The sequence below is a fragment of the Rhizobium sp. P1_B8 genome (assembly GCF_056406515.1).
In genome coordinates this window covers 48,428-70,721 of the sequence record NZ_JBFTZZ010000005.1, presented here as the reverse complement: position 1 = coordinate 70,721, position 22,294 = coordinate 48,428, and the positions used below count along the sequence as shown (strand labels likewise).

21 protein-coding genes are annotated in these 22,294 nt (G+C 61.8%); 15 read left to right on the top strand and 6 right to left on the bottom strand.

All coding sequences use genetic code 11. The annotated features are described in order from the left end of the window. Nucleotides 1-15: 15 nt before the first annotated feature. Nucleotides 16-507 (top strand): GNAT family N-acetyltransferase, encoded by a 492-nt coding sequence (locus tag AC1D2N_RS08720; protein ID WP_018245087.1) that lies wholly within the window; start codon nucleotides 16-18, stop codon nucleotides 505-507. Nucleotides 508-558: 51 nt separating this feature from the next. Here AC1D2N_RS08720 and AC1D2N_RS08715 read toward each other — a convergent pair whose 3' ends face one another. Then, entirely contained in the window at nucleotides 559-876 is a 318-nt protein-coding gene (locus AC1D2N_RS08715; RefSeq protein WP_065277966.1) for a nucleoside triphosphate pyrophosphohydrolase family protein, read from the bottom strand. Nucleotides 877-959: 83 nt separating this feature from the next. Then, nucleotides 960-2,243 carry a D-alanyl-D-alanine carboxypeptidase family protein gene (locus tag AC1D2N_RS08710; protein WP_130651838.1) on the bottom strand — a complete coding sequence of 428 codons (1,284 nt, stop codon included), beginning with the start codon at nucleotides 2,241-2,243 and terminating at the stop codon, nucleotides 960-962. Nucleotides 2,244-2,505: 262 nt separating this feature from the next. Here AC1D2N_RS08710 and AC1D2N_RS08705 point away from each other — a divergent pair, with 262 nt between their 5' ends. Beyond that, a complete protein-coding gene (locus AC1D2N_RS08705) occupies nucleotides 2,506-3,543 on the top strand; it encodes a polysaccharide deacetylase family protein (RefSeq protein WP_130651837.1) in 1,038 nt (345 codons plus the stop codon). A gap of 5 nt (nucleotides 3,544-3,548) precedes the next feature. On the opposite strand, the gene pdxH is transcribed toward AC1D2N_RS08705, so the two are convergent. Further along, nucleotides 3,549-4,169, bottom strand: a complete 621-nt coding sequence (gene pdxH, locus AC1D2N_RS08700) for a pyridoxamine 5'-phosphate oxidase (RefSeq protein WP_018245083.1) — start codon at nucleotides 4,167-4,169, stop codon at nucleotides 3,549-3,551. Between the two features lie 65 nt (nucleotides 4,170-4,234). Here pdxH and AC1D2N_RS08695 point away from each other — a divergent pair, with 65 nt between their 5' ends. From AC1D2N_RS08695 to AC1D2N_RS08680, 4 genes are all read left to right on the top strand, one after another. Next, nucleotides 4,235-4,693, top strand: coding sequence for an RT0821/Lpp0805 family surface protein (locus AC1D2N_RS08695; RefSeq protein WP_018245082.1), 459 nt, complete (start codon nucleotides 4,235-4,237; stop codon nucleotides 4,691-4,693). A gap of 274 nt (nucleotides 4,694-4,967) precedes the next feature. Continuing rightward, entirely contained in the window at nucleotides 4,968-6,185 is a 1,218-nt protein-coding gene (locus tag AC1D2N_RS08690; RefSeq protein WP_197728233.1) for a J domain-containing protein, read from the top strand. 121 nt (nucleotides 6,186-6,306) lie between these two features. Beyond that, on the top strand, nucleotides 6,307-7,125 hold the full coding sequence (fabI, locus tag AC1D2N_RS08685; protein WP_018245080.1) for an enoyl-ACP reductase FabI: 819 nt from the start codon (nucleotides 6,307-6,309) through the stop codon (nucleotides 7,123-7,125). A 24-nt stretch (nucleotides 7,126-7,149) separates the two neighbouring features. Continuing rightward, a complete protein-coding gene (locus tag AC1D2N_RS08680) occupies nucleotides 7,150-7,740 on the top strand; it encodes a histidine phosphatase family protein (RefSeq protein WP_018245079.1) in 591 nt (196 codons plus the stop codon). A gap of 126 nt (nucleotides 7,741-7,866) precedes the next feature. Here AC1D2N_RS08680 and AC1D2N_RS08675 read toward each other — a convergent pair whose 3' ends face one another. After that, on the bottom strand, nucleotides 7,867-8,127 hold the full coding sequence (locus AC1D2N_RS08675) for a DUF1344 domain-containing protein (protein WP_018449305.1): 261 nt from the start codon (nucleotides 8,125-8,127) through the stop codon (nucleotides 7,867-7,869). 244 nt (nucleotides 8,128-8,371) lie between these two features. On the opposite strand from AC1D2N_RS08675, the gene AC1D2N_RS08670 reads away from it, so the two are divergent. The 3 genes from AC1D2N_RS08670 (at nucleotide 8,372) to ribB (ending at nucleotide 13,998) form a co-directional block, all read left to right on the top strand. Beyond that, a complete protein-coding gene (locus AC1D2N_RS08670; RefSeq protein ID WP_047622022.1) occupies nucleotides 8,372-11,551 on the top strand; it encodes a bifunctional diguanylate cyclase/phosphodiesterase in 3,180 nt (1,059 codons plus the stop codon). Between the two features lie 232 nt (nucleotides 11,552-11,783). Continuing rightward, nucleotides 11,784-12,881, top strand: a complete 1,098-nt coding sequence (aroC, locus tag AC1D2N_RS08665) for a chorismate synthase (RefSeq protein ID WP_130651835.1) — start codon at nucleotides 11,784-11,786, stop codon at nucleotides 12,879-12,881. A gap of 13 nt (nucleotides 12,882-12,894) precedes the next feature. Continuing rightward, nucleotides 12,895-13,998: a 3,4-dihydroxy-2-butanone-4-phosphate synthase gene (gene ribB, locus AC1D2N_RS08660; RefSeq protein ID WP_018245075.1), complete on the top strand. Its 1,104-nt coding sequence runs from the start codon at nucleotides 12,895-12,897 to the stop codon at nucleotides 13,996-13,998. 34 nt (nucleotides 13,999-14,032) lie between these two features. Here ribB and AC1D2N_RS08655 read toward each other — a convergent pair whose 3' ends face one another. Then, the gene (locus tag AC1D2N_RS08655; protein WP_130651834.1) at nucleotides 14,033-15,223 is read right to left on the bottom strand and encodes a winged helix-turn-helix domain-containing protein; all 1,191 of its coding nucleotides are present in this window, start codon (nucleotides 15,221-15,223) and stop codon (nucleotides 14,033-14,035) included. Between the two features lie 118 nt (nucleotides 15,224-15,341). Between AC1D2N_RS08655 and AC1D2N_RS08650 the strand changes: the two genes are divergently transcribed. From AC1D2N_RS08650 to AC1D2N_RS08625, 6 genes are all read left to right on the top strand, one after another. Beyond that, nucleotides 15,342-16,016, top strand: a complete 675-nt coding sequence (locus AC1D2N_RS08650; protein WP_113541772.1) for an energy-coupling factor ABC transporter ATP-binding protein — start codon at nucleotides 15,342-15,344, stop codon at nucleotides 16,014-16,016. Further along, nucleotides 16,016-16,624: an energy-coupling factor transporter transmembrane component T family protein gene (locus AC1D2N_RS08645; protein ID WP_113541729.1), complete on the top strand. Its 609-nt coding sequence runs from the start codon at nucleotides 16,016-16,018 to the stop codon at nucleotides 16,622-16,624. Before AC1D2N_RS08650 ends, AC1D2N_RS08645 begins: the two co-directional genes overlap by 1 nt. A 24-nt stretch (nucleotides 16,625-16,648) precedes the next feature. Next, complete coding sequence (locus AC1D2N_RS08640) at nucleotides 16,649-17,212, top strand: biotin transporter BioY (RefSeq protein ID WP_028734878.1); 564 nt, start codon at nucleotides 16,649-16,651, stop codon at nucleotides 17,210-17,212. Between the two features lie 166 nt (nucleotides 17,213-17,378). Next, nucleotides 17,379-17,891: a GXWXG domain-containing protein gene (locus AC1D2N_RS08635; protein WP_026231124.1), complete on the top strand. Its 513-nt coding sequence runs from the start codon at nucleotides 17,379-17,381 to the stop codon at nucleotides 17,889-17,891. Between the two features lie 87 nt (nucleotides 17,892-17,978). Next, nucleotides 17,979-18,767, top strand: a complete 789-nt coding sequence (locus tag AC1D2N_RS08630) for an alpha/beta fold hydrolase (protein ID WP_047622012.1) — start codon at nucleotides 17,979-17,981, stop codon at nucleotides 18,765-18,767. Then, complete coding sequence (locus AC1D2N_RS08625) at nucleotides 18,767-19,906, top strand: PAS domain-containing sensor histidine kinase (RefSeq protein WP_130651833.1); 1,140 nt, start codon at nucleotides 18,767-18,769, stop codon at nucleotides 19,904-19,906. Before AC1D2N_RS08630 ends, AC1D2N_RS08625 begins: the two co-directional genes overlap by 1 nt. Nucleotides 19,907-20,419: 513 nt before the next feature. On the opposite strand, the gene AC1D2N_RS08620 is transcribed toward AC1D2N_RS08625, so the two are convergent. Further along, nucleotides 20,420-21,964, bottom strand: a complete 1,545-nt coding sequence (locus tag AC1D2N_RS08620; protein WP_130651831.1) for a methionine--tRNA ligase — start codon at nucleotides 21,962-21,964, stop codon at nucleotides 20,420-20,422. Nucleotides 21,965-22,294: the final 330 nt, after the last annotated feature.

The following is a 22,294-nucleotide window of genomic DNA, read 5'->3' as shown; positions in this document are numbered from 1 at the left end:
GCGAAAGGACCCGTCATGGCGGACGTCGAAATCAGAACCTTCACCGCCGATGACGCCGATGCCGTGCTTTCGGTGATCCTGCCGATCCAGCGCGAAGAATTCGGCATCGATATCACCGTGGATGCGCAGCCGGATCTCAGGGTCATCCCGGATTTCTATCAGTCCGGCAAGGGGCAGTTCTGGGTCGCCGTCAAGGATGGCGCCATCGTCGGCACGGTCGGGCTCAAGGATATCGGCAACAACCAGGCGGCGCTGCGCAAGATGTTCGTCGCCGCCGAGGTTCGCGGCCGCGAGCATGGCGTGGCGGCGCGGCTTCTCGATCGGCTGTTTGCCCATGCCAGGGATGCCGGCCTCACCGATATCTTCCTCGGCACGACCGACAAATTCGTCGCCGCGCATCGCTTCTACGAGAAGAACGGCTTTACCGAGATTGCCAAGAGCGCCCTGCCCCGCTCCTTCCCGCTGATGGCGGTGGACAGCAAATTCTACCGCTATAAGGTCGGCTGACTTAAGCTTTGGGAAGACTGACGGCCGCACGTAAACGTGGGGCGCCTTGCATCAGCTCTTCGACGCCAGCGCCGGCTGAAACCGCCACTTCCGTTCGATCGCGGCGGCAAGATCGATGTCGTTGCGGCGGGCAAAGAGCAGGATGTGGCCGAGCAGGTCGGCGGTTTCGTCGGCGAGATCGCGGTCGAGTTCTTCCGGCGTCCGGTCCCTGCGGCGCCCACGGCCGGTCAGGCGGTTCCAGGCCTGGGTGAGCTCACCCACCTCTTCCTGCAGCTTCAAGAGAAACCAGTCGGGGTCACGCTCGATGCCATTGGCTGCGGCATAGGCCGCGGATGAGGTTTCGAATTGATCGGCGAGACGGCGTAGCATGGACGTTCTCCTTTTGTTTATGGAGGAGACGCTGATTCCCAACAATTGTCCAGAACGGGATTGCCCAGAGTGCCGGGCGACGATCAGCCGCGATCCGGCAGCAGCATGCAGTCATAGGAGCGCTGCTTCAGCGCATCGCAGGCCGAGACGGCGGCATCCTTGCTGGCGAAGCCGACGAAGCGGGCGCGATAGATCTTGTTGGCCCCCTGCCCGACCGCCTCGGTATAAGGCGAGGCAGAAACGAGCGGCGCGCCGGCTTCCGACTTCGCCTGGGCGAGAAGCGCGCGCGCCGCATCGGCGCTAGGGGCGGCCGAGATCTGGATCTGCCAGTCGCCATTGGCCTTCTCTGCTGTTGTCTTTGGCGTCTTTCCGGCGTTCAGGATCTCGTCCATCGCGACGGGACGATCCAGGGGCACGACGGCGTCATCGGCATAGGCCAGGCTCTTCGCCGCGAGATCGTCGGCCGGGCGCGGTGCATTGAGCGGCACCGGAACATCGGACGCGTCAGCGGCGGACGCGACTTCGACAGTTTCTTTCGCGCCGACGCTCGCCACCAGCTTTGCGCCGCCGGAAGACGAGGCACGGCCGAGATAGCGGTCGAGCAAACCAGCCATCTTGTCGTCGCGGCTGCGGGCAGTGCGGCCGCCGAGCACGACGCCGACCACGCGGCGGTTGCCATCCCTGACGGCGCTGACGAGGTTGAAGCCGGAAGCGTTGGTATAACCGGTCTTGATGCCGTCCATGCCCTGGTAGCGGTACATGAGATTGTTGTGGCCGCGCACGGTCCGGCCGCGGAAATTGAAGCTTGCCGTTGAAAACAGCCGGTATTCGTTCGGATAATTCTTCATCAATGCGACAGCGAGTGTCGACATGTCACGCGCAGTCGTGACCTGGCGGCCGTCCGGCAGGCCGGAGGCGTTGACGAAGACGGTGCGGCTCATGCCGAGCTGGCGGGCTTTGGCCGTCATCACCCGGGCAAAACCGCTTTCCGAGCCGGCGAGCTTCTCGCCCATGGCGGAGGCGGCATCATTGGCGGATTTGACGATCATGCCATAGACCGCCTCGCGCACGGTGATCGTGCCACCCGCCTTGACACCAAGCTTGGTCGGCGGCCGTGCGGCGGCGTATTTCGAAATCCTGATCGGGGTGTCCCAGGCGATCTTGCCGCGTTTCAACGCCTCAAAGGTGAGATAGAGCGTCATCATCTTCGTCAGCGAGGCCGGATGGTTCAGCGTATCGGCGTTTTCGGCGGCGAGAACCTTGCCTGTGCGGGCATCGAGGATCAGCGAAGCATTGCCGGCAAGGGCCGCAAGAGGCGCCGAAACGGCAAGCGTTACGGTCAAAACAGCCGCCAAAAGCTTTCTCATGCACTTTCCCCTCATACGCTGGCCCCTCATACGCTGGCCCCTGATGCGCAGCCCTTGATGCAGGCTCTCGGTCAGACCGGCATTTGTGCCGTAATGTGACAGAAGCCGTAAGTTTGGCGCGACTTTGAGGCAACGCCTATCATTTTTCTAGTCTTTTCATTGCCTTGGTTAACAGGAAATCAAAGACCTGTTCCGAACAGGGATTCAGCAAGGCTTAAGTCGCACTTGCTAGTTTCCAGCAAAGGCAAGGGACGGGCGCCGCATGACGGGACAATTCAAGCGACTGGCAAAACGCGCAGCGATCGGCGCCGGGCTCGAGGTTTCCTGGCTGCTCGCCTCGGCCGGGCTGATGCGCGAAGCGCGCGGGCGCGGCGTCGTCTTCACGCTGCATCATGTCCGCCCGCACGTGCCAGAGGCCTTCGAGCCGAATGCGCATCTCGAAATCACCCCGCGCTTTCTCGACGCGGCGCTGCGGCGGCTGCGGCGGGAGGGTTATCGTTTCGTGCCGCTCGGCGAGGTGCCGGTGCTGCTGGCGGAGCCCGAGGGCGGAGCGCCGTTTGCTGCCTTCACGCTCGACGACGGATACAGCAATAATCTGGAACATGCGCTGCCGGTATTCGAGCGACATCAAGCGCCGTTCACGGTATTCGTCGCCAAGGGTTTTGCCGAGGGCTCCCACAGCATCTGGTGGGAGACGCTGGCGATCCTCTTACGCCAGGTGCCGGAAATCCGCTTCGATTTCGGCCGCGGCATGGAGCGCTTGGTGCTCGACAGCCCGCAGCAGCAATGGCATGCCTTCGACCGCTTCGCCGCCTATATCCATCGCTCCGACGAGGCGCGCGCCGTCGCCGCCATCGATCTGCTGGCGCGGGAAAACGGCATCGAGCCGACGGATATCGTCCGCGAACTGGTGATGGGACCCGGCGAATTGCAATGGCTGGCGGCACATCCGCTCGCAACGCTCGGCGCCCATACGATCAGCCACCGCGCGCTGGCCCGGCTGCCGGAAGCCGAAGCACGAATAGAAATGCAGGCTTCGGCCGATTACCTCGAAGCGGTGACCGGTATCCGTCCCGAGACGATCGCCTATCCCTATGGCACGCCGGACGCTGCGACCGCCCGCGAGGCGCGCATCGCCCGCAATCTCGGCTTTACCCTCGCGGTCACCACGCAACCCGGGCGGCCGGCAGCGAAGCTGACCGGCTATCTCCCGCGCATTTCGCTCAACGGCTTCTACCAGAAGCGACGCTACGTCTCGGCGCTTGCCTCCGGCATACCGCTGAAGCTGATGAGCCGCTAATCTCGTTACGGATACATCCGCACCTTGTCCCATTCGCCTTCCGGTGATGGCCGGCGGAATTCGACCCGGTCGTGCAGGCGGAATTTCTGGTCCTTCCAGAATTCGATCGAGGTCGGCCGGATGCGGAAGCCCGACCAGTGGGCCGGGCGCGGAATCTCGCCGATGGCATAGCGCGCGGTATATTCGGCCACCGCCTTTTCCAGCGCGAATCGGCTTTCGAGCGGACGGGATTGTTTGGAGGCCCAGGCGCCGATGCGGCTGCCGCGCGCGCGCGTCTTGAAATAGTCGTCCGCTTCGGCATCGGTGACGATCTCGACGGGGCCGCGCAGCCTCACCTGGCGGCGCAGGCTTTTCCAGTGAAAGCACATGGCAGCCTTTTTCTGGCCAAGAATTTCGCGGCCTTTCTGGCTCTCGAAATTGGTGTAAAAGACGAAACCGTTGTCGTCGAATCCCTTCAGGAGAACCATGCGGACATTGGGAAGACCATCCTCATCGACCGTTGCCAGCGCCACCGCATTCGGGTCATTGGGCTCGGACGCCTCGGCTTCTTTCAGCCATTCGGCAAAGAGCTTGAAGGGTTCGCCACTTTCGGTAAAGTCACCGCTTGTTAACTCGTTTGCCGACATATTGGTTCAAATGCCCCGGATTATTCAAAACTCGCCCAGCTTTTGATAACTGGACAGGATGCAGGGTGGAAGTCATAACAAAGTCATCTCGCCATACAAAGGGCCTGCGGCGACGCAGCCGCGCGTTCTTCGTCATCAGCACCGCGATGTTATCGCTTTCCGGCTGCGTCGGCGGCGGTATGGATTTCTTGAGTGACGCCAAGGTCGACCGGTCGGTGGCAACCGGCACCGTGCCGCAGACACCGCCGAGCACCGACACGCTTTCCGACGAGATGACCGTGCGCAATGCCGTCACCTCGGCGGATGTGCAAAGGCTCGAGGGCCAGCCGCTTCCCTGGGCAAATGCATCGACGGGCAGTGCCGGCGTCATCGATACGATCGTCGAGAACAACGAGTCCGGCCAGGTCTGCCGCCAGTTCCGCACGACCCGGCATTCCTATGTCGGCATCGCCAAATTCTACGGCAAGACCTGCCTCGTCGGCGGCGGCAACTGGCAGCTTCTGAGTTTCCAGCCCGAAAGCTGATCCTCCTAAGGTAGTTCAAAATATTACAGCGTCCCTTTGCGCGTTCGAAAAGACGCGGGCCGCCGTCGCCAACAGGTTAACGCGCGGCCGCTTTCTGCCCAATGCTTAGCAAAGAGCTAACCATTCGCCGCGAAACACCCCACATGTCTCCACAGAAATAACAAGTGATTAGCAACTCCGCCGCAGGATCGGCGTTGAGAGTGGTTCCTCCTGCCTTGTGGCGGGTGGCGCCACACACGTTTTATTGGACGGGGATGCCGGGCAAGGACGAGGCTTGCCGCATCGCAACACCGGCGGTTTTGACATGCGCGATCCTTATAAAATTCTGGGCGTCAAGCGCGACGCGGCAGTAGACGAGATCAAGGCGGCTTGGCGCAACATGGCCAAATCAGCCCATCCCGATCACAATCAGGACGATCCGACAGCGACGGCCCGGTTCGCCGAGATCGGCCGCGCCTATGAAACGCTGAAGGATCCGCGCAAGCGCAGCCTGTTCGACAATGCCCTGCGGATGGCCGAAGCCAAGAAACACGAACAGACGATCATGCAGCAGCGCCAGGCCGCCCGCGAGGCGGCCGTGCGCGCCAAGGCGGCGCAGGCCAATGCCGAACGCGTGATGGAAGAATTGGCGCGCGCCGCCCAGAAGGCTGCCGCCGACGGCTCCAGGCAACAGGCAGGTTCCGCTGAGGCCGCCGACGAGATGGTGGATCGCATTTTCGGCGCCCAGGCCCGGGCGGCCGCCAGTGGCCAAGCGCAGGGTCGCGCCCAGCAGACGCAATACCAGCAAGCCCAAAATCAGCAGACACAAAACGCCCAGGGCGACGCCGGCAAGCGCATGGACGGCGATGCCGCCGAGGCCGACACCAAGGGCGACGAGGAAGCCGGCGAAGCTGGGCCAAATGCCGCCGCCAACCTGTCGCTGCCGCTCAGCATCCTGACATCACTGGTGCGCCGTTTCACCGGTGCCAAGGATACGGGCCTCGAAAAGGCACCGGATGAGGTGACGACGGCGACGGTGACGATCGACGACGTGTTGAAGAGCGGCTGGATCACTGCGTCCCTGCCGGAGGGCCGCGAAATCGGCTTCGCATTGCCGGCCGGCACGACCGACGGTCACGAGATCAGGCTCAAGGGACAGGGATTCAAACTGCCGGGCCTGCAGCGCGGCGATGCTGTCATCAACATTCGTATCGCGCCCGATCCGCGCTTCACGGTCGACGGTTTCGATCTGCACGCCGTGCTGCCGCTCAGCATCGAAAATGCCGTGCTCGGCACCGAAGCCCGCATCGAGGGACCAAGCGGGCCGCTGAACGTGACGATCCCGGCATGGTCCGGCTCGGACAAGACGGTTAGAATTCCCGGTCAGGGATTGCCCCGCGAAGAGGGCGGCAGAGGCGATCTCGTTGTCGAATTGCGCATTATCTTGTGGGAAAAACCCGACGATAAAATCACCGATCTCATGCGGAGCATGCGCGAAGGCCTGTTCCTATGAAATTTTTATGACATTCGCACCCTTTGTTACGATCCCTAACAGTTGATGATCCCGGCCAAGCTTGAACCGATTAACGGCCTATGCCATAGGCAGGATCGATCAGAATCCTAGGGAGCGAAATATGGCTCAAGCATCCGGCCTCATGGCAGGCAAACGCGGCGTCATCATGGGTGTCGCCAACAATCGTTCGATTGCGTGGGGTATTGCCAAGGCCATTCATGCGCAGGGTGGGGAAGTCGCGTTCACCTATCAGGGCGATGCGCTGAAGAAGCGTGTCGAGCCGCTCGCCGCCGAAATCGGCGCGACGCTGGTCGGCCACTGTGATGTCGCCGACGAAGCCACCATCGATGAGGTTTTCGGGAACGTCGAAAAGCTGTGGGGCAAGATCGATTTCCTCGTGCATGCGATCGGTTTTTCCGACAAGGACGAGCTGACCGGCCGCTATGTCGACACCTCGGCCGACAACTTCGCCAAGACGATGCAGATCTCCGTCTATTCCTTCACTTCGGTCGCACGCCGCGCCGAGAAGCTGATGACGGATGGCGGCGCCATGCTGACGCTGACCTATTACGGCGCCGAAAAGGTGATGCCAAACTATAACGTCATGGGTGTGGCCAAGGCCGCGCTCGAAGCGAGCGTCAAGTATCTCGCCGTCGACCTCGGACCGCAGAACATCCGCGTCAACGCCGTCTCGGCCGGACCGATCAAGACGCTAGCCGCCTCCGGCATCGGCGATTTCCGCTACATCCTGAAGTGGAACGAATATAACGCACCGCTGCGCCGCACCGTCACCATCGAGGAAGTCGGCGATGTCGGCCTCTATCTCCTGTCGGACCTGTCGCGCTCCGTCACCGGCGAAGTGCACCATGCCGACAGCGGCTATCATGTCATCGGCATGAAGGCGGTCGACGCGCCCGACATTTCCGTCATCAAGGACTAGAGCATTTCGAGCGGAGCTGAGACCGTGCTTATCTACGTGATCAGACACGGCCAGACCGCCTGGAATGCCGAGCGCCGCCTGCAGGGTCAGAAGGATATCCCGATGAATGCCACGGGCCTGGAACAGGCCCGGCAGAACGGCATCGCGCTTGCCGGGATTCTCGGCGACACGATCGACCAATTCGATTTTGTCGCCAGCCCGCTCGGGCGCACACGCGCGACCATGGAGATCATGCGCACCGCCATGGGCCTGCCACCGCTTGCCTATCGCACCGATCCGAGGCTGGTAGAAATTTCCTTCGGCGACTGGGAGGGCTCGACGATCAAGGAGCTGAAGGCGACGCAGCGTGAGCGGGTGGCGGAACGCAATGCCTCGAAATGGGATTTCATCCCGCCCGGCGATGATGCGGAAAGCTATGAAATTCTCTCCTGGCGGACCGGCTCATGGCTAAATTCCGTCGATCGTCCGACGGTTTGCGTGACACATGGCGGCGTCATCCGCACGCTTTTCCAGACAATCGCCGACCTGCCAAAAAGCACTGCTGCGGAAGGCGCAATCCCGCAGGACCGGATCATCAGGATCGAAACCTCGGAGCGGACGATCGTCTGGCTGTAGGCATTGCCAGCCAGCGATGCGCTCAACAGGTCGGATTGGGATGCGAACGAGCTGTTTGGCCTGTACGGTCCAGGGAGGTTGCAGCGATCGGCGCTTACCTCACCCGATCAGTCTCCAGAGAACTGCCTATTTGACGATGTCGAGATCGTTGATGACGCGTTTGCCGTCGACCTCGGTGTAGAAGACGATCACCTTCACACCGGCTTCGAGGCCGTCGAAATTGAATTCCTCGGGCGCCTGATAGGTCTTGCCGTCATCGAGCGTCAGCACGAGGTTTGTTGTGTCGACCTTCTTGATCGTCGCCTCGACATCGGCGCTCTCGGCAAAACCGCTCATCGGTGACAGGAAGCTTGCTGTTGCCAAAAGCGTGGCGACGACGAAACGCATGGCGACAATCCTTTTAAGACGCTGCACGAGAACATGACTGGCCACAGATAAGCTCCTGAATATGGCGAAAATTGCCCGTAAGAATGGCTTTTCCCGCCCAATTGATGAATAGGATTTTAAATATAATCAAGATACCGCGTTAACCCGCGGTTTTTCCCTTCACATGATTTTTCGGCATCGCCGGCGGGCAATCGTAAATTAACCCGCGCGTCCTACAGTTGCTCGCCAACAGGGGAGTTTCATTTTGCTATCCAGGCTCAGCGACAGCAAGCAGTTGCGGCGCGTGTTGAAGAATACTCGCGTTTCGTTTCTGGTATCGTCGCTTGTCGCCCTCGTCGTCATCATGGTCGGCTTCGGCCTCGACCGGGCCAATACTGCGTCTTATGTGCGCGAACTTCATATCCGCACCGAAAACGAGACGAATCTGATCCGCGCCCGAGTCATGGCCGAGATCAATTTGGACCTCAGCGTCGTCCGCGACCTTACGAACCTGATCTCCCTCAGCGCGGCCAACGGAGAGGAGATGGAGCGCCAGATCAACTGGCTGCTGATCCAGAACCCGTCCTTCATTCATATCGCCGTCGCCCCTGATTTCATCGTCCGCGACATCCACCCGCCGCAATCCGGCAATGAGCGGATCGGCCGCGACGTGCGCGAAACTCTCTTCTTCCGCCAGGTGATGACCAGCGCGGCCGGCGACCAGTCGGCGCGCTTCTACGGCCCGATCAGCATTGATAGCCGCGACGCCTTTGCCATCTTCTTCCCGGTTTTCGTCAGGGAGAACGGCGAGCGGCGGCTCTGGGGGGCAGTCGAGGTCGCCATCGACCAGACGATGTTCTACCAGGCGACCGGGCTGATGCCGGCACGCGACCGCGAGAACCGGGAACGCTATCCGCATCTCGACCATCTTTCGATCGCCATCCGCGATATCGGCGCGGCGGCCGCGACCAATGCTGCTCTGCCGCCGCCGTTCTTCGGTTCGTCCGATATCGATGACAAGCATCCGATGCGCCAGAAGATCGGCTTTGCCGGCGGCAAGTGGGAGCTTTCCGCGGTCCCGAACAGCGGCTGGAACGCGATACCCGAAAACCGCACCGAGTTGCGTCTGATCATCCTTGCCGCCGGCTTCATCATCATCGTGCCGATCTTCTTCGCGACCCTTCTGCTCGGCGAGCGCAATCGCAATATTACCGCGCTGGAGAGGCGCGAGGCAAAATTGCTGGAACTGTCGCAGCGGCTCAATCTGGCGCTGGAATCCTCCAATATCGGCATCTGGGAGCTGGAGGATCATTCGAGCAGCCTGCTCTGGGACGCCCGCGCCGCGGCTCTGCACGGCAAAGCGGCGGCAGAAGGAAGCCGGCCGCTCGACGAATGGCTGGCGTCGATCCTGCCCGAGGATCGTGAAACCGCCGAAGTGCATTTCTTCAGCTGCAGCATTGCCGGCGCTGCCTGCACGGCGCAGTACCGCATCCTGCTTGGCGACGGTGGCATCCGCCACCTGCGCTCGGTCGGCGCCTTCTATACGGATGCCGGCGGCGTCAGCAAGACGATCGGCATCGTCTGGGACGTGACCGCCGATGCGGTGACCACCGACACGCTGCGCAAGGCCAAGGATATGAGCGAGGTCAAGAATGCCGAGCTGGAGCTGGCGCTTGAAGAGCTCTCAAGCCGCGAGGGGCAGCTCGCCGAGCTTTCCAGCCGGCTCGACCTGGCGCTCAACTCCTATCAGTGCGGAATATGGGAGGCGCGGCCCGGCCTCGGCGGCTCGATCTGGAACGAGCGGATGCACGAGCTCTACGGGCTTGCGCCGCGCAACGGCTTCATGACCGAGGAGATCTGGCTTAGCCGCATCCACCCCGAGGACCGGAGCCTGGCGCTCGAAAGCGCGCGTCACTTCAAGCGCAACGGCGATACGCACACCCTCGTCTGCCGCGTGATCGTCGACGACGGCTCGGTGCGCTATGTGCGCTCGGTCGGCAAGGTCCACCAGACGGGGACCGGCGAGATGAAGATCATGGGCATCGCCTTCGATGCCACCGAAGACGTGCTGATGACGATCCGGCTGAAGGCCGCCAAGGACGAGGCGGTCGCCAAGAATATCGAGCTCGAACTTGTCAAGAACAGGATCGAGCACAATTCGCTGCACGACCCGCTGACCGCACTCGCCAACCGCCGCAAGCTCGACATCGCACTCGAAAATCTCACCCATGACGGCCGGCAGCAGCGGCAGAAATTCTCGATCCTGCACATCGATCTCGACCGCTTCAAGGACATCAACGACACGCTCGGCCATGCCGCCGGCGATGCGATGCTGGTGCACGCCTCGAAGGTGCTCGCCAAGAATGTCCGCGGCAGCGATATCGTCGCGCGCATCGGCGGCGACGAATTCGTCATCCTCGCCCTCGACGTCGGCGACAAGGAGATGGCGCAGCTTTCGACACGGATCATCGAGGAGATGCGCCAGCCGATCGATTTCCAGGGCTTTTCCTGCCGCTGCGGCGTGTCGATCGGCATTGCACTCGCCAACGGCATCCATGTCGATGCGCGCAAGGTGCTGATCAATGCCGACATCGCGCTCTACCGCGCCAAGAGCATGGGCCGCAACCGCTTCGAATTCTTCAATCACAATCTCCAGGCCGATATCATCAACACCAAGCGCACGGCCGACGAGATCCTCGCCGGCATCGACAATGGCGAATTCACCGCCTGGTATCAGCCGCAGTTCTGCGCCCGGACGATGGAACTGACCGGCGTCGAGGCGCTGGTGCGCTGGAAGCATCCGTCCAAGGGACTGCTGACGCCCGACAAGTTCCTGCGCATCGCCGACGAGATCAATGTCGTGCAGATGCTCGACCGGATCGTGCTCGAAACGGCGCTGCACGACAAGATGCGCTGGACCGCTCGCGGCATTGCCGTGCCCAAGGTCTCGGTCAATGTTTCGGCCCGGCGGCTGCATGACGGCAGCCTGCTGGAATCGCTCGCCGACCTGCATATCCGTCCAGGCGAAATCTCCTTCGAACTGGTGGAATCGATCTTCCTCGACGAGAGCGAGGACGTCGTCTCGCAGAATCTCGAGCGCATCAAGGCGCTCGGCATCGATATCGAGATCGACGATTTCGGCACCGGTCATACCTCGATCGTCAGCCTGTTGAAGCTGAAGCCCAAACGGCTGAAGATCGACCGGCAGCTGGTGCAGCCGATCGTCAATGCCTCGCAGGAGCGCGCACTCGTCAGCTCGATCATCGAGATCGCCCGCTCGCTCGGCGTCGAGACGGTGGCCGAAGGAGTGGAGACGGCAGCACATGCCGCACTGCTGCGCGATCTCGGCTGCGATATCCTGCAAGGCTATGCCTTCTCGCGGCCGCTCTCCTTCGACGATTTCACCAACGAAGCCACAGGAACGGGGTGGCGGCTGGCATCATGATCGCCGGCTGCCGATCGGCCTCGTCCTTACCCCTCCCCGCCCGCGCAGAGAGAGTGGCGGCAGGATGCGCCGTCCATCCCCGACAACGAACGGAAACAGCATTTCCTGAGCTGGTGGTTTGGCGCAAAGAAAGGCTTTTGCCTCGGCGGGTTTTTGGCCTATGAGTGTCGCGCCTTTTCAAGCAATGGCGCGGCCGGCAGCGACCGGCTTTGGCGCGCCACCGTGGGAACACATGTCGCACAATACATTCGGTCACCTTTTCCGCGTAACCACCTGGGGCGAAAGCCATGGTCCGGCGCTCGGCTGCGTCGTCGACGGCTGCCCTCCGGGGCTGCGCTTCAAGCTCGAGGATCTGCAGGTCTGGCTCGACAAGCGCAAGCCTGGCCAATCCCGCTTCGTGACGCAGCGGCGCGAGGACGATCTGGTGAAGGTGCTGTCCGGCGTCATGCTGGACGCCGACGGCGCGACGATGACGACCACCGGCACGCCGATCTCCATGCTGATCGAAAACACCGACCAGCGCTCCAAGGACTACGGCGAGATCGCCAAACAATACCGCCCCGGCCATGCCGATTATACCTATGACCTCAAATACGGCATCCGCGACTATCGCGGCGGCGGCCGCTCCTCGGCGCGCGAAACCGCCGCGCGGGTTGCCGCCGGCGGCATCGCCCGCCTTGTCGTGCCAGGTGTTACCGTGCGCGGCGCGCTGGTACAGATCGGCAAACACAAGATCAACCGCCGCAACTGGGATTGGGACCAGGTCGATCAGAACCCGTTCTTCTCGCCCGATGCCGCGATCGTGCCGGTCTGGGAGGAATATCTCGACGGCATCCGCAAGAACGGCTCCTCGATCGGCGCAGTCATCGAGGTGATCGCCGACGGTGTGCCGGCCGGCCTCGGCGCGCCGATCTATGCCAAGCTCGACCAGGATATCGCCTCGCTGCTGATGTCGATCAACGCCGTCAAGGGCGTCGAAATCGGCAATGGTTTTGCCGCCGCCGAAACGTCAGGCGAAGACAATGCCGACGAGATGCGCATGGGCAATGACGGCACGCCGATCTTCCTTTCCAACAATGCCGGCGGTATTCTCGGCGGCATCTCCACCGGGCAGCCGGTGGTGGCGCGTTTCGCCGTCAAGCCGACCTCCTCAATCCTGACCGAACGCCAGTCAATCGATGCGGAGGGCAAGAATGTCGATATCCGCACCAAGGGCCGACACGACCCTTGCGTCGGCATCCGCGCCGTGCCGATCGGCGAGGCGATGGTCGCCTGCGCCGTCGCCGATCATTATCTTCGCGACCGCGGCCAGACCGGCCGTCTGAAATAGGAGCGCTCGTCCCATGTCTTATGACCAGAAGCGTGTCGTCGACGCCATCCGGGCCTTCGAGGCCGGCGAGATCGTCGTCGTCATGGACGACAATGACCGCGAGAACGAAGGCGACCTGATCGTCGCTGCCGTGCATTGCACACCTGAGAAGATGGCCTTCATCGTGCGCCACACCTCCGGCATCGTCTGCGCGCCGATGCCGAAGGAAGAGGCCAAACGCCTCAACCTCAACGCCATGGTGGCGGAAAACGATTCGGCCCATACGACGGCCTTCACCGTCTCGGTCGATTTCAAGCACGGCACGACGACCGGCATCTCCGCCGACGACCGGACGCTGACGGTGCGCAACCTCGCCAATCCGAATGTCGGCGCTTCCGATTTCGTCCGTCCCGGCCACATCTTCCCGCTGGTTTCCCGCGAAGGCGGCGTGCTGATGCGCTCCGGCCATACGGAAGCTGCCGTCGACCTCTGCAAGCTCGCCGGCCTGCCGCTGATCGGCGTTATCTCAGAACTCGTCAACGACGACGGCACCGTCACGCGCGGCCCTGAGGTGGTGGACTTTGCCGAACAGCACGGGCTGAAGCTTGTTTCCGTCGCCGATCTGATCGCCTATCGCCAGCGCAAGGAAACGCTGATCGAGCTCGGCACCAGCTTCGACATCGAGACGCCGTTCGGCAAAGCCAAGGCCCATACCTATTCCCTGCCCTGGGACCCGATGCAGCATCTCGCCGTCGTCTTCGGCGACATCCGCGACGGTGTCGACATCCCGGTGCGCCTGCATCCGGAGAATGTCGCCGATGATCTCTTCGGCAAGAACAGCCCGGTCGATTTCTACATGCAGAAGATTGCCGAGCAAGGCCGCGGCGTCATCGTCTATCTGCGCGAAGGCTCGGTCGGCGTCGGCCACCACGACAACGGCCGCAAGGCCCGCAACCAGGGCCGCGAAGCCCATGCCGAAGCCCAGACGCGCGACAGCGAGTGGCTGGAAATCGGCCTCGGCGCCCAGATCCTCAGGGATCTCGGCGTCAGCTCGATCAAACTGCTCACCAGCCGCGAGCGCCACTATGTCGGCCTCGAAGGTTTCGGCATCAAGATCAGCACGACGGAGATCTGCTAAAGGCTTTTCCCTTCTCCCCAGAGGGGTGAAGGGATTATCCTCTCCAGCCCTCGAGAAGCACGACTTTCTCCACGCCGGCAAACCGCGCGACCCGGTCCAGCTCGGCTTCCAGTCTCTCCAGCCGCCCGGCTGACGGCTTGACGCTCGGCTCCAGCCAGAGCCGCTTGACATCGAGCGTCGACTTTTTCCGATCCGCCTTCATGTCGATGCGGCCGATCAGCCTGTCGCCTTCGAGCAGCGGGAAGACGTAATAGCCATATTCGCGCTTCGGCTCGGGCACGAAGATCTCGATGCGGTAGAAGAAGCCGAACAGGCGTTCGGTGCGGTTGCGGTCGCGGATCATCGGATCGAAGGGGCTGAGCACGCGGATGCGTGGCGGTGCGCCGGGGTAGTTGTCGAGTGTCGACAGGAAATCGGCAAAAGCCCAGGATGGGCGCGCCTTGCCGCCAAGCGCCGGTTCGATCAACACTTCGATCAGTTCGTCGCGATGGGCTGATACCCAGGCCTTGGCCTCATCGGGCGAGACCAGGTTCCAGAAGGCTGATATCTCGCCATGGGTGGCGAAGCCGAGCCGGGTAAGCGCGCTGCGGCAGGCCCAGTCGACGAACTCCTCGCGACTCACCTCCGGCTCGCGGAACTCGGCCGGGATGACGCGTTCCGCCAGGTCATAGATCTTCTGGAAATTCGAGCGGCCGGCGATGGCGAACTTGCCGGTGTGCCAGAAATATTCGAGCGCCGTCTTGTTCGGATGCCAGTTCCACCAGCCGCCGGAAACGTGGCCGTCGGCCTTGATGTCGCGCGCCAGGATCGCGCCGTCGCGCTCAACGCGCTCATAGGTCTCCGCGAACGCCGCCTCGAAGCCCTCGCCGCGCCATTTGCGCCAGCGCTCGACGATCACCTTTTCCTGATGGCGGAACTTGTGCTTCCAATAGACGAAGAAGGCGCTCGGCAGGATGGAGGCGTCGTGCGTCCAGTGCTCGAACAGCGCGCCGTCCTTTTCGAGCAGCGCGGTCAGATGCTCGCGCCTGTAGGTCTGGTTGCGGGAAAACAGGATCTGATGATGCGCCCGCTCCACCGTCTGGATGCTGTCGACCTGGACGAAACCCAGTTCATGGATGAGCTGCAACAGGCCGGCCTTGGTCAGGGCGCGGTTCGGCGGGGCGCTGAGGCCCTGCTTGGCAAGAAAGACACGGCGGGCGTCGGAATTGGAAAGCAGATTCGTCATGACTGCATCATAATCCGGAAAATCTTCCTAGCCACCCGATATCGACAAGGAGATTTACTCTTTCATCACCCGAGATTCCCCGTATAGAAGCGGGATCGCGAGGATGCGAGGGATGGGTTTGGATATTCGTTTCGAAGGCGCCGGGGTCAGTTTCGGGGCACGGGTGGCGCTGCAGCCGCTGACGCTTGGCATCAGTGGAAAACGCATCGGCGTCATCGGGCTGAACGGTTCGGGCAAGACCACTTTCGCGCGGCTGATCAACGGATTGACCAAGCCATCGGTCGGCCGCGTCACCGTCAACGGCCGCGACACGAGCGATGAGAAGGCTGCTGTGGCCGATGTCGGTTTCATCTTCCAGTCGCCGCAGAACCAGATCATCCTGCCGATCGTCAAAGACGACATCGCCTTCGGGCTGAAGCGGCGCGGCTTAACCAAGGCGGAAATCGAGGCGAAGGTCGAGGGCGTGCTGGCCCGCTTCGGCGCTGAGGCGCTGGCCGATCGCCGCGCGCATGAGCTTTCCGGCGGCGAGCTGCAGGTGGCGGCCCTCTGCTCGGTGCTGGCGACGGGACCGGGCATTCTCATCCTCGATGAACCGACCAACCAGCTCGACCTCAAGAACCGGGCGTTGGTCGAAGGGATTATCGCCGGGCTCCCGGAAAGCGCCATCATCATCACGCATGATCTGGAGCTGATCGCCGGTTTCGAGCGGGTGCTGCTGTTTCATGAAGGGCGGCTTGCCGCCGATGCGCCGGCTGGCGAAGCGATCGCCCGCTACAAGGAGATCGCCGCCTGATGCAATCGCTCTATGTCGAAGGCAACAGCGTGATGCACCGGCTTTCGCCGCGGGTAAAGCTGTTGTCGCTGACGGTCTTCGGCGTCGTGCTGTTCATCAGCGGCAACATCCTGCTGCTTTCGATCGCCGTGCTGCTGACGGCGGTTCTCTACCGGATGATCGGCCTGCCGTTTGCCGATGGGCTCAGGCGGTTGCGGCCGGTCTTCCTGACGATCGCGGTCGTGGCGCTTTTCAACCTCTTCTTCAATCCCTGGCAGCAGGCGCTCGTGCCCCTGCTGCGGCTGACGGCGTTGATGCTGCTTGCCGCCACCGTGACGGCGACGACGTCGATCACCGAGTTCATCGACGAGGTGACGGCGCTTGCCCGCCCGCTCGAACGCACCGGCTGGGTGCAGGCCGACGATATCGGCCTGGCGCTGGGGCTGGTGCTGCGTTTCGTGCCGGAGATCGTCGGCCGTTATCAGGCGATCCGCGAGGCGCATAAGGCACGCGGGCTGAAGGTCCGGCCGACGACGCTGCTTGCGCCGCTGATCATCCTGACCCTTAAGGATGCGGATAATATCGCCGCGGCGATTGACGCGCGCGGAATTCGGCGGCATGTGAGTTAACGATTGATAAACACGGAATTCATGATGAGCACTCGCGACCTCGTTCTTACCGCCCTCTTTGCCGCGATCATCGTGGCGCTTGGCCTGCTGCCGCCGATCTCGCTCGGCTTCATTCCGGTGCCGATCACCGCCCAATCCCTCGGCGTCATGATGGCCGGCGTCGTGCTCGGCGCCCGGCGCGGCGCGATTGCCGTGCTGATCGTGCTGGTTCTGGTCGCGATCGGCCTGCCGGTGCTTTCCGGCGGCCGCGGCGGGCTTGCCATCTTCGCGTCGCCAACGGCCGGCTTCCTGATCGGCTGGATCTTTGCCGCCTTCGTCACCGGCTATCTCAGCGAACGGCTGGTCAACGAACAGCAATCCGGCCTGGTGCAGACGGTGAGCTTCTTTCTCACCGCCATGGCCGGCGGCATCGTCGTGCTCTACGCTTTCGGCATCACCTATCTCGCGACCGTCGCCGGCTTCGGCTTCCAGAAAGCCTTCATCGGCTCGATGGCCTTCATTCCCGGCGACGTGATCAAGGCCTTCGTCGCAGCCCTGCTTGGCCGCGCCGTCATGGTCGGCTATCCCCTGCTGCCGTCGCGCGCCTGACGCATAGACCGGCCTTGTCTGGTGAATACCCCAACGGCCCCTTCGGGGGCCGTTGCGCTTAAAGACATAGAGCCCTTCACCAGAAGTCGCTTCCGGTCCGGATGAATGCGGGAACTTCCAAACCTTCTTTTCATTTGTCGCAACGAACATCCTTGAAGGAGAAATCATGCGAGGCGACCAGCAGGAGGAGATGGCTGCCTGGTTCCGGTCGCTGGATCCTGTCCAGCCGAAGGACATGGTCGGCCTCTGGAGCGGCGTCGGCATTCCATCGGATCATCCACTGGACGGCGTGCTCGAGAATCTCAACTGGTTTGGCAAGCGCTTCCATTCCGACATGAGGGCGGACGCCCTGCTCTTCACGTGGAGACCGGGCCGGCTCGTGGCGCTCGAGCCAAGCTTCTTACCCATCAGGCTGGCGATCAAGATAGCGCCCTTTGGCCGGACATTCGTCGCGCGCAGCTGGTTCTCATACCTGCAGAAGATGCTTCGAGCGAGAGGCACGACCGCTTCGTTACGGCTTCAGGCCTTCGACGGCATCGAAACGGCTGCGATGATCTACGACAAACAGCCGATCGTGGACTACTTCCGGAGGATTGACGATGACGAGATTGCCGGAATGATGTGCGTTCGCGACGACCCTCGGCGGTTCTTCTTCAAGCTCCGGAAAGTGATGGACTGAGGTATGCAGCAAACGGCTGGCGCCTGGATAATCTTTCCTCAATCCAAAACAGGCTGAACATGCTATGAAAGCAGGGAAGAGGACGAGATGACCGTCATCGATCGAAATCATGTTCAAGTCCGGGGCGATGGCCAGCGTGCGATGATCTTTTCGCATGGATTCGGGTGCGACCAGAATATGTGGCGCTTCGTGGCTCCGGCTTTTGAAGGCGACTTCAAGACAGTGCTGTTCGATCATGTTGGCGCGGGTCGATCCGATCTCACGGCCTATGATGCCGGAAAGTATTCTTCATTGTCTGGTTATGCCGATGACCTCGTGGAAATTTGCCGCGCGCTTGGCCTGACGCAAACAGTCTTCGTCGGGCACTCCGTCAGCGCGATGATTGGCGTCATCGCGTCGCTTAAGGCACCGGACCTGTTTGAAAGCCTGATCCTTGTCGGGCCGTCGCCGCGCTATACCAACGACGATGACTATATCGGCGGCTTCAGCGCGACCGAGATAGACGAACTCCTGACATCGTTGGACGACAATCACTTGGGGTGGTCTGCCGCCATGGCGCCCGCCATCATGGGCAATCCGGATCGACCGGAACTTAGCGAAGAGCTGACAAACAGTTTCTGCCGCACCGATCCTGAGATCGCCAAGGCATTCGCACGGGTGACCTTCACGTCAGACAATCGCCGCGACCTTCCGCGCGTCACCGCCAGAACGCTGATCCTTCAATGCCGCGATGATATCATCGCCTCCGAAGAGGTCGGCGAATACGTCCATCAGCAGGTCCCGAATAGCCAATTGGTCGTGCTGAACGCAAGTGGCCACTGCCCTAACCTCAGCGCTCCCGACGAGGTCATCTCTGCAATCCGGCGGTTCGTCTGATGAGCGGTCCCGACACGCAGATCTCCATGCCGGCGGAAGACCTTGAGGACTTATACGAAAACGCGCCATGCGGCTATCTTTCGCTGCAGCCGGACGGGCGCATCGCCAAGGTGAACAAAACGCTGTCGACCTGGATCGGCATCCCTGCCGAGCAACTCCTCGGCAAACGACTTCACGATCTGCTCAACACCTCGGGCCGTATATTCTACGAAACCCATTTTGCGCCTTTGCTGCGCATGCAAGGGTTTTTCAACGAGGTTGCCCTCGATCTTATGGCGGCGGACGGTAGAAAACTGCCTGTGCTCGCCAATGCCATGGAAAGACGTGCAGAAGACGGTGCCCTGCTTTTCACCCGTGTGACGATGTTCCAGGCTGCCGAGCGTCGCCGTTATGAACGGGAACTGGTCGAAGCGCGCGCGGCGGCGGACACGGCCGGTGCCATCGTCAAATCCCAGCTCGACTTCGAACAGCAAACCGCCGAGTTGCGGGAGCAGTTCATCGCCATCCTTGGGCATGACCTGCGCAACCCGCTTGCCTCGATTGCCGCTGCGGGGCGTATGTTGCGAAAGGAAGAGCAGACCGATCGCTCGACTAAAGTTCTCGATTTGATGCAGGGCAGCGTCGTTCGCATGTCTGGCCTGATCGACAACGTCCTCGACTTCGCGCGTGCACGATTGGGTGGCGGCATCGTGCTCGACAGGCGAGCGGAGGAGGTCGAGCCGATCCTGCGGCAGGTCATCGAAGAACTCCGCTATAGTCACCTCGACCGCAGGATTGAAGTGAGCATCGAATTAGACGGCCCTATAAGTTGCGACAGCAGCCGGATTGGCCAGCTGGTGTCCAATCTCTTGGGAAATGCCCTGACCCATGGGACGCCGGACGAACCGGTGCGGCTATCTGCGGCAACCGTCGACGGAAGACTGGAGCTTTGGATCGCCAACGGCGGCGCTCCTATTTCCAGCGATGCGATGACACGGCTTTTCCAGCCTTTCTTCAAAGGCGAAGCCGGCACAAGTCAAAGAGGATTGGGGCTGGGTTTGTATATCGCTTCGGAAATCGCCCGCGCCCATGGCGGGGCGATCACGGTCAGTTCCGGTGACAACGAGACACGCTTCACCTTTGTGATGCCCTTGGATTGAACCGGACCGCACAGCTGCGCCGGCGTGGGCGACGTTCCGTTCTATGGCCGTCTCGGTACCGCCTGGAATCCGGGCAACAAAAAACCGCCTTGAGGCGGTCGGGCATTCTATCGATTTCAGTTTGATTTAGTCTCCTCCTCCGCCATCTCCGCCACCGCCAACAGCCGCCGTCGCCTGAGGCATCGAACCAGCCTCCACCTCCATCGCCGGAGCCTTCCGAATTGCCCCACCTGCGCTTGGTGTTTGCGGTGGTCTGGGTGGTGGCGCCTCTTTCTGCCCTTGCGATCAGCGCAAAGATCAGTGCGAAGCCTCCAACGAGCACGGTCACCACAAGAAATGTCTCCAATCAGTCTCCTTCGTTTGTTTCAGGAAATCTTGTTTCCTGACTTAAATAGTAGATTATTTTCCCGCTCCCGGAAATAGCCTGAATATGAAACTTTCATGACACTCTGGATCACGTCAAAACTCTGCGCTGGCTAGTTGCAGCGCAGAGCATCTCGGGCTGGTTCCCCTTCAAGCCGCCGCTCTTTGCGGAAAGAGGACGGCTTGCGGGGCGGCTTTGACTCCAGCCACGATCAAGGGGTCCCGATAGAGGCGAGGAGACGGTATTCCGAGCCTGGAATGCAGCTTTGCGGCCGAGCTTGGCAGGAACGGCAGGAGGCAGCGGGCGATGATCGCAAGGCCGTGGACCTGCTCGGCCAGGGAAGTGCCAAGACGGGTCGCGGTCGCCTTCCGATCGTCCGGCGTGAGATCGGCAAGCAGGGCTTTCGCATCGGCCCATGGCGCGCGTTGTGCAAACCGCCTGTTCGCCGCACCGATGAACTCGAAAATATCCGCGAGGCCGACATGGAGCTCGTAGGCAGCGAAGGCTCGAGCCACCTTCTCCGGAAGGCGGGCAGCAGCCTCCACAAGCTCGCTGTCTGGCACTGGCGGAACGATGCCGTTGAACGAGGTCGACAGAAGGGCAAGGACCCGGTTGGCGAGATTTCCGAGCTGCCCTGCCAACTCTCCCGACCAGGCGGCTTCCAGACGCTCGGCTGAGAAATCGCCATCGTCACCCGAGCGTATATGCCGGAGCAGGTAATATCGCAGTGCGTCGGGCGTTTCGTAGGATTGGATGATGCGTTCCGGATCGATGCCGTTGCCGGCCGACTTGCCGATCTTCCGGCCGTCCACCGTGACGTAGCCATGCACCAGGATCGACGAAGGTGGCGGCAGGCCTGCGGACAGCAAGATAGCCGGCCAGTAGATGGCGTGGAACTTGGAAATGCCCTTGCCGACGACGTGGATGCGTTGGCCGCCGTTCCAATAGTGCTGCAGCAGGGTTGGGTCGGACCCGTGGCTGAGACCTGTGAGATAGTTCGCCAGGGCATCGAACCAGACGTAGACGACCTCATCTCCATCGGGGACGGGAACACCCCAGCCGCGCGCCCGTTCGGCGCTGCGCGACACGCTGATGTCGCTCAAGCCGCGCCGCAGCAGGGCAAGGACCTCGTTGCGTCGATGGGCGGGAACGATCCGAAGCTCGCCGGTCTCGACGAGCTCAAGCAGCCGGTCGCCATATCGGGAGAGACGGAAGAACCAGTTCTCCTCACGGATGGTCTCAAGGGCAATGCCGTGTTCCGGGCAGCGCCCGTCATCGAGTTCCGACGGCTCGTAGAATTGCTCGCAACCGACGCAATAGAGGCCCTCATAGGCCTTGCGATAGAGGTCGCCATTTTCAGCGCATGCCCTCCACAAGGCGTGGACGCAGGCGATATGCCTCGGATCGCGCGACGTGCGGACGAATTCCTCGTTGGATATATCGAGCAGGCCGCCAAGGCGCTCGAACCTGTCGGCGTTGGCATTGACGAAGTCCCTCACCTCCTGTCCCGCGGCTTCTGCCGACCGGACATTCTTCAGGCTGTTGTCGTCGGTTCCGCATTGGAAGCGCACGTCATGGCCGAGAAGGCGGAAATGGCGGGCATAGGCATCGGCCTGGATAAGCTCGAGGGCGAAGCCTACATGCGGCGCGGCATTCACATAGGGGATGGAGGTGGTGATGTAGATCTTGTTCATCGGCGTTTCCTTTCGAAGGCTGTTAATGCCCGCGAGACGGATCGACCCATGAAAAGACCGCCTCGAGGGCGGTCGCTGGTGCATTCTGGACGCACAAAACCCGCCACGCTATGAGCGCGGCATCATCATCACGAAAGTGCTGATCACGGTGTTGTCCATGCAATTTTCCTAGCATCAAGGGCGGTTTCGAACAAGCGCGCACTTCGACCGGGAATGGTGCTTCTGCCTTGTCACGGAGCCGTTGCAGACCAAACGGCATGCCGATATGCTGCCGGTGTCGGAAAAGGCAGACTTGGTTTGGTAAGCCCAAGTCCTTCTGGAAACGGAAGC

What these genes read in the sequence shown, in the direction of transcription:
- pdxH (WP_018245083.1), bottom strand. Translation starts at nt 4,169, where the DNA reads ATGTCGGCAAACGAGTTAACAAGCGGTGACTTTACCGAAAGTGGCGAA.
- AC1D2N_RS08645 (WP_113541729.1), top strand. Translation starts at nt 16,016, where the DNA reads ATGCAATCGCTCTATGTCGAAGGCAACAGCGTGATGCACCGGCTTTCG.
- AC1D2N_RS08630 (WP_047622012.1), top strand. Translation starts at nt 17,979, where the DNA reads ATGACCGTCATCGATCGAAATCATGTTCAAGTCCGGGGCGATGGCCAG.
- AC1D2N_RS08720 (WP_018245087.1), top strand. Translation starts at nt 16, where the DNA reads ATGGCGGACGTCGAAATCAGAACCTTCACCGCCGATGACGCCGATGCC.
- AC1D2N_RS08625 (WP_130651833.1), top strand. Translation starts at nt 18,767, where the DNA reads ATGAGCGGTCCCGACACGCAGATCTCCATGCCGGCGGAAGACCTTGAG.
- aroC (WP_130651835.1), top strand. Translation starts at nt 11,784, where the DNA reads ATGTCGCACAATACATTCGGTCACCTTTTCCGCGTAACCACCTGGGGC.
- ribB (WP_018245075.1), top strand. Translation starts at nt 12,895, where the DNA reads ATGTCTTATGACCAGAAGCGTGTCGTCGACGCCATCCGGGCCTTCGAG.
- AC1D2N_RS08620 (WP_130651831.1), bottom strand. Translation starts at nt 21,964, where the DNA reads ATGAACAAGATCTACATCACCACCTCCATCCCCTATGTGAATGCCGCG.
- AC1D2N_RS08675 (WP_018449305.1), bottom strand. Translation starts at nt 8,127, where the DNA reads ATGCGTTTCGTCGTCGCCACGCTTTTGGCAACAGCAAGCTTCCTGTCA.
- AC1D2N_RS08655 (WP_130651834.1), bottom strand. Translation starts at nt 15,223, where the DNA reads ATGACGAATCTGCTTTCCAATTCCGACGCCCGCCGTGTCTTTCTTGCC.
- AC1D2N_RS08710 (WP_130651838.1), bottom strand. Translation starts at nt 2,243, where the DNA reads ATGAGAAAGCTTTTGGCGGCTGTTTTGACCGTAACGCTTGCCGTTTCG.
- AC1D2N_RS08705 (WP_130651837.1), top strand. Translation starts at nt 2,506, where the DNA reads ATGACGGGACAATTCAAGCGACTGGCAAAACGCGCAGCGATCGGCGCC.
- AC1D2N_RS08640 (WP_028734878.1), top strand. Translation starts at nt 16,649, where the DNA reads ATGAGCACTCGCGACCTCGTTCTTACCGCCCTCTTTGCCGCGATCATC.
- fabI (WP_018245080.1), top strand. Translation starts at nt 6,307, where the DNA reads ATGGCTCAAGCATCCGGCCTCATGGCAGGCAAACGCGGCGTCATCATG.
- AC1D2N_RS08635 (WP_026231124.1), top strand. Translation starts at nt 17,379, where the DNA reads ATGCGAGGCGACCAGCAGGAGGAGATGGCTGCCTGGTTCCGGTCGCTG.
- AC1D2N_RS08715 (WP_065277966.1), bottom strand. Translation starts at nt 876, where the DNA reads ATGCTACGCCGTCTCGCCGATCAATTCGAAACCTCATCCGCGGCCTAT.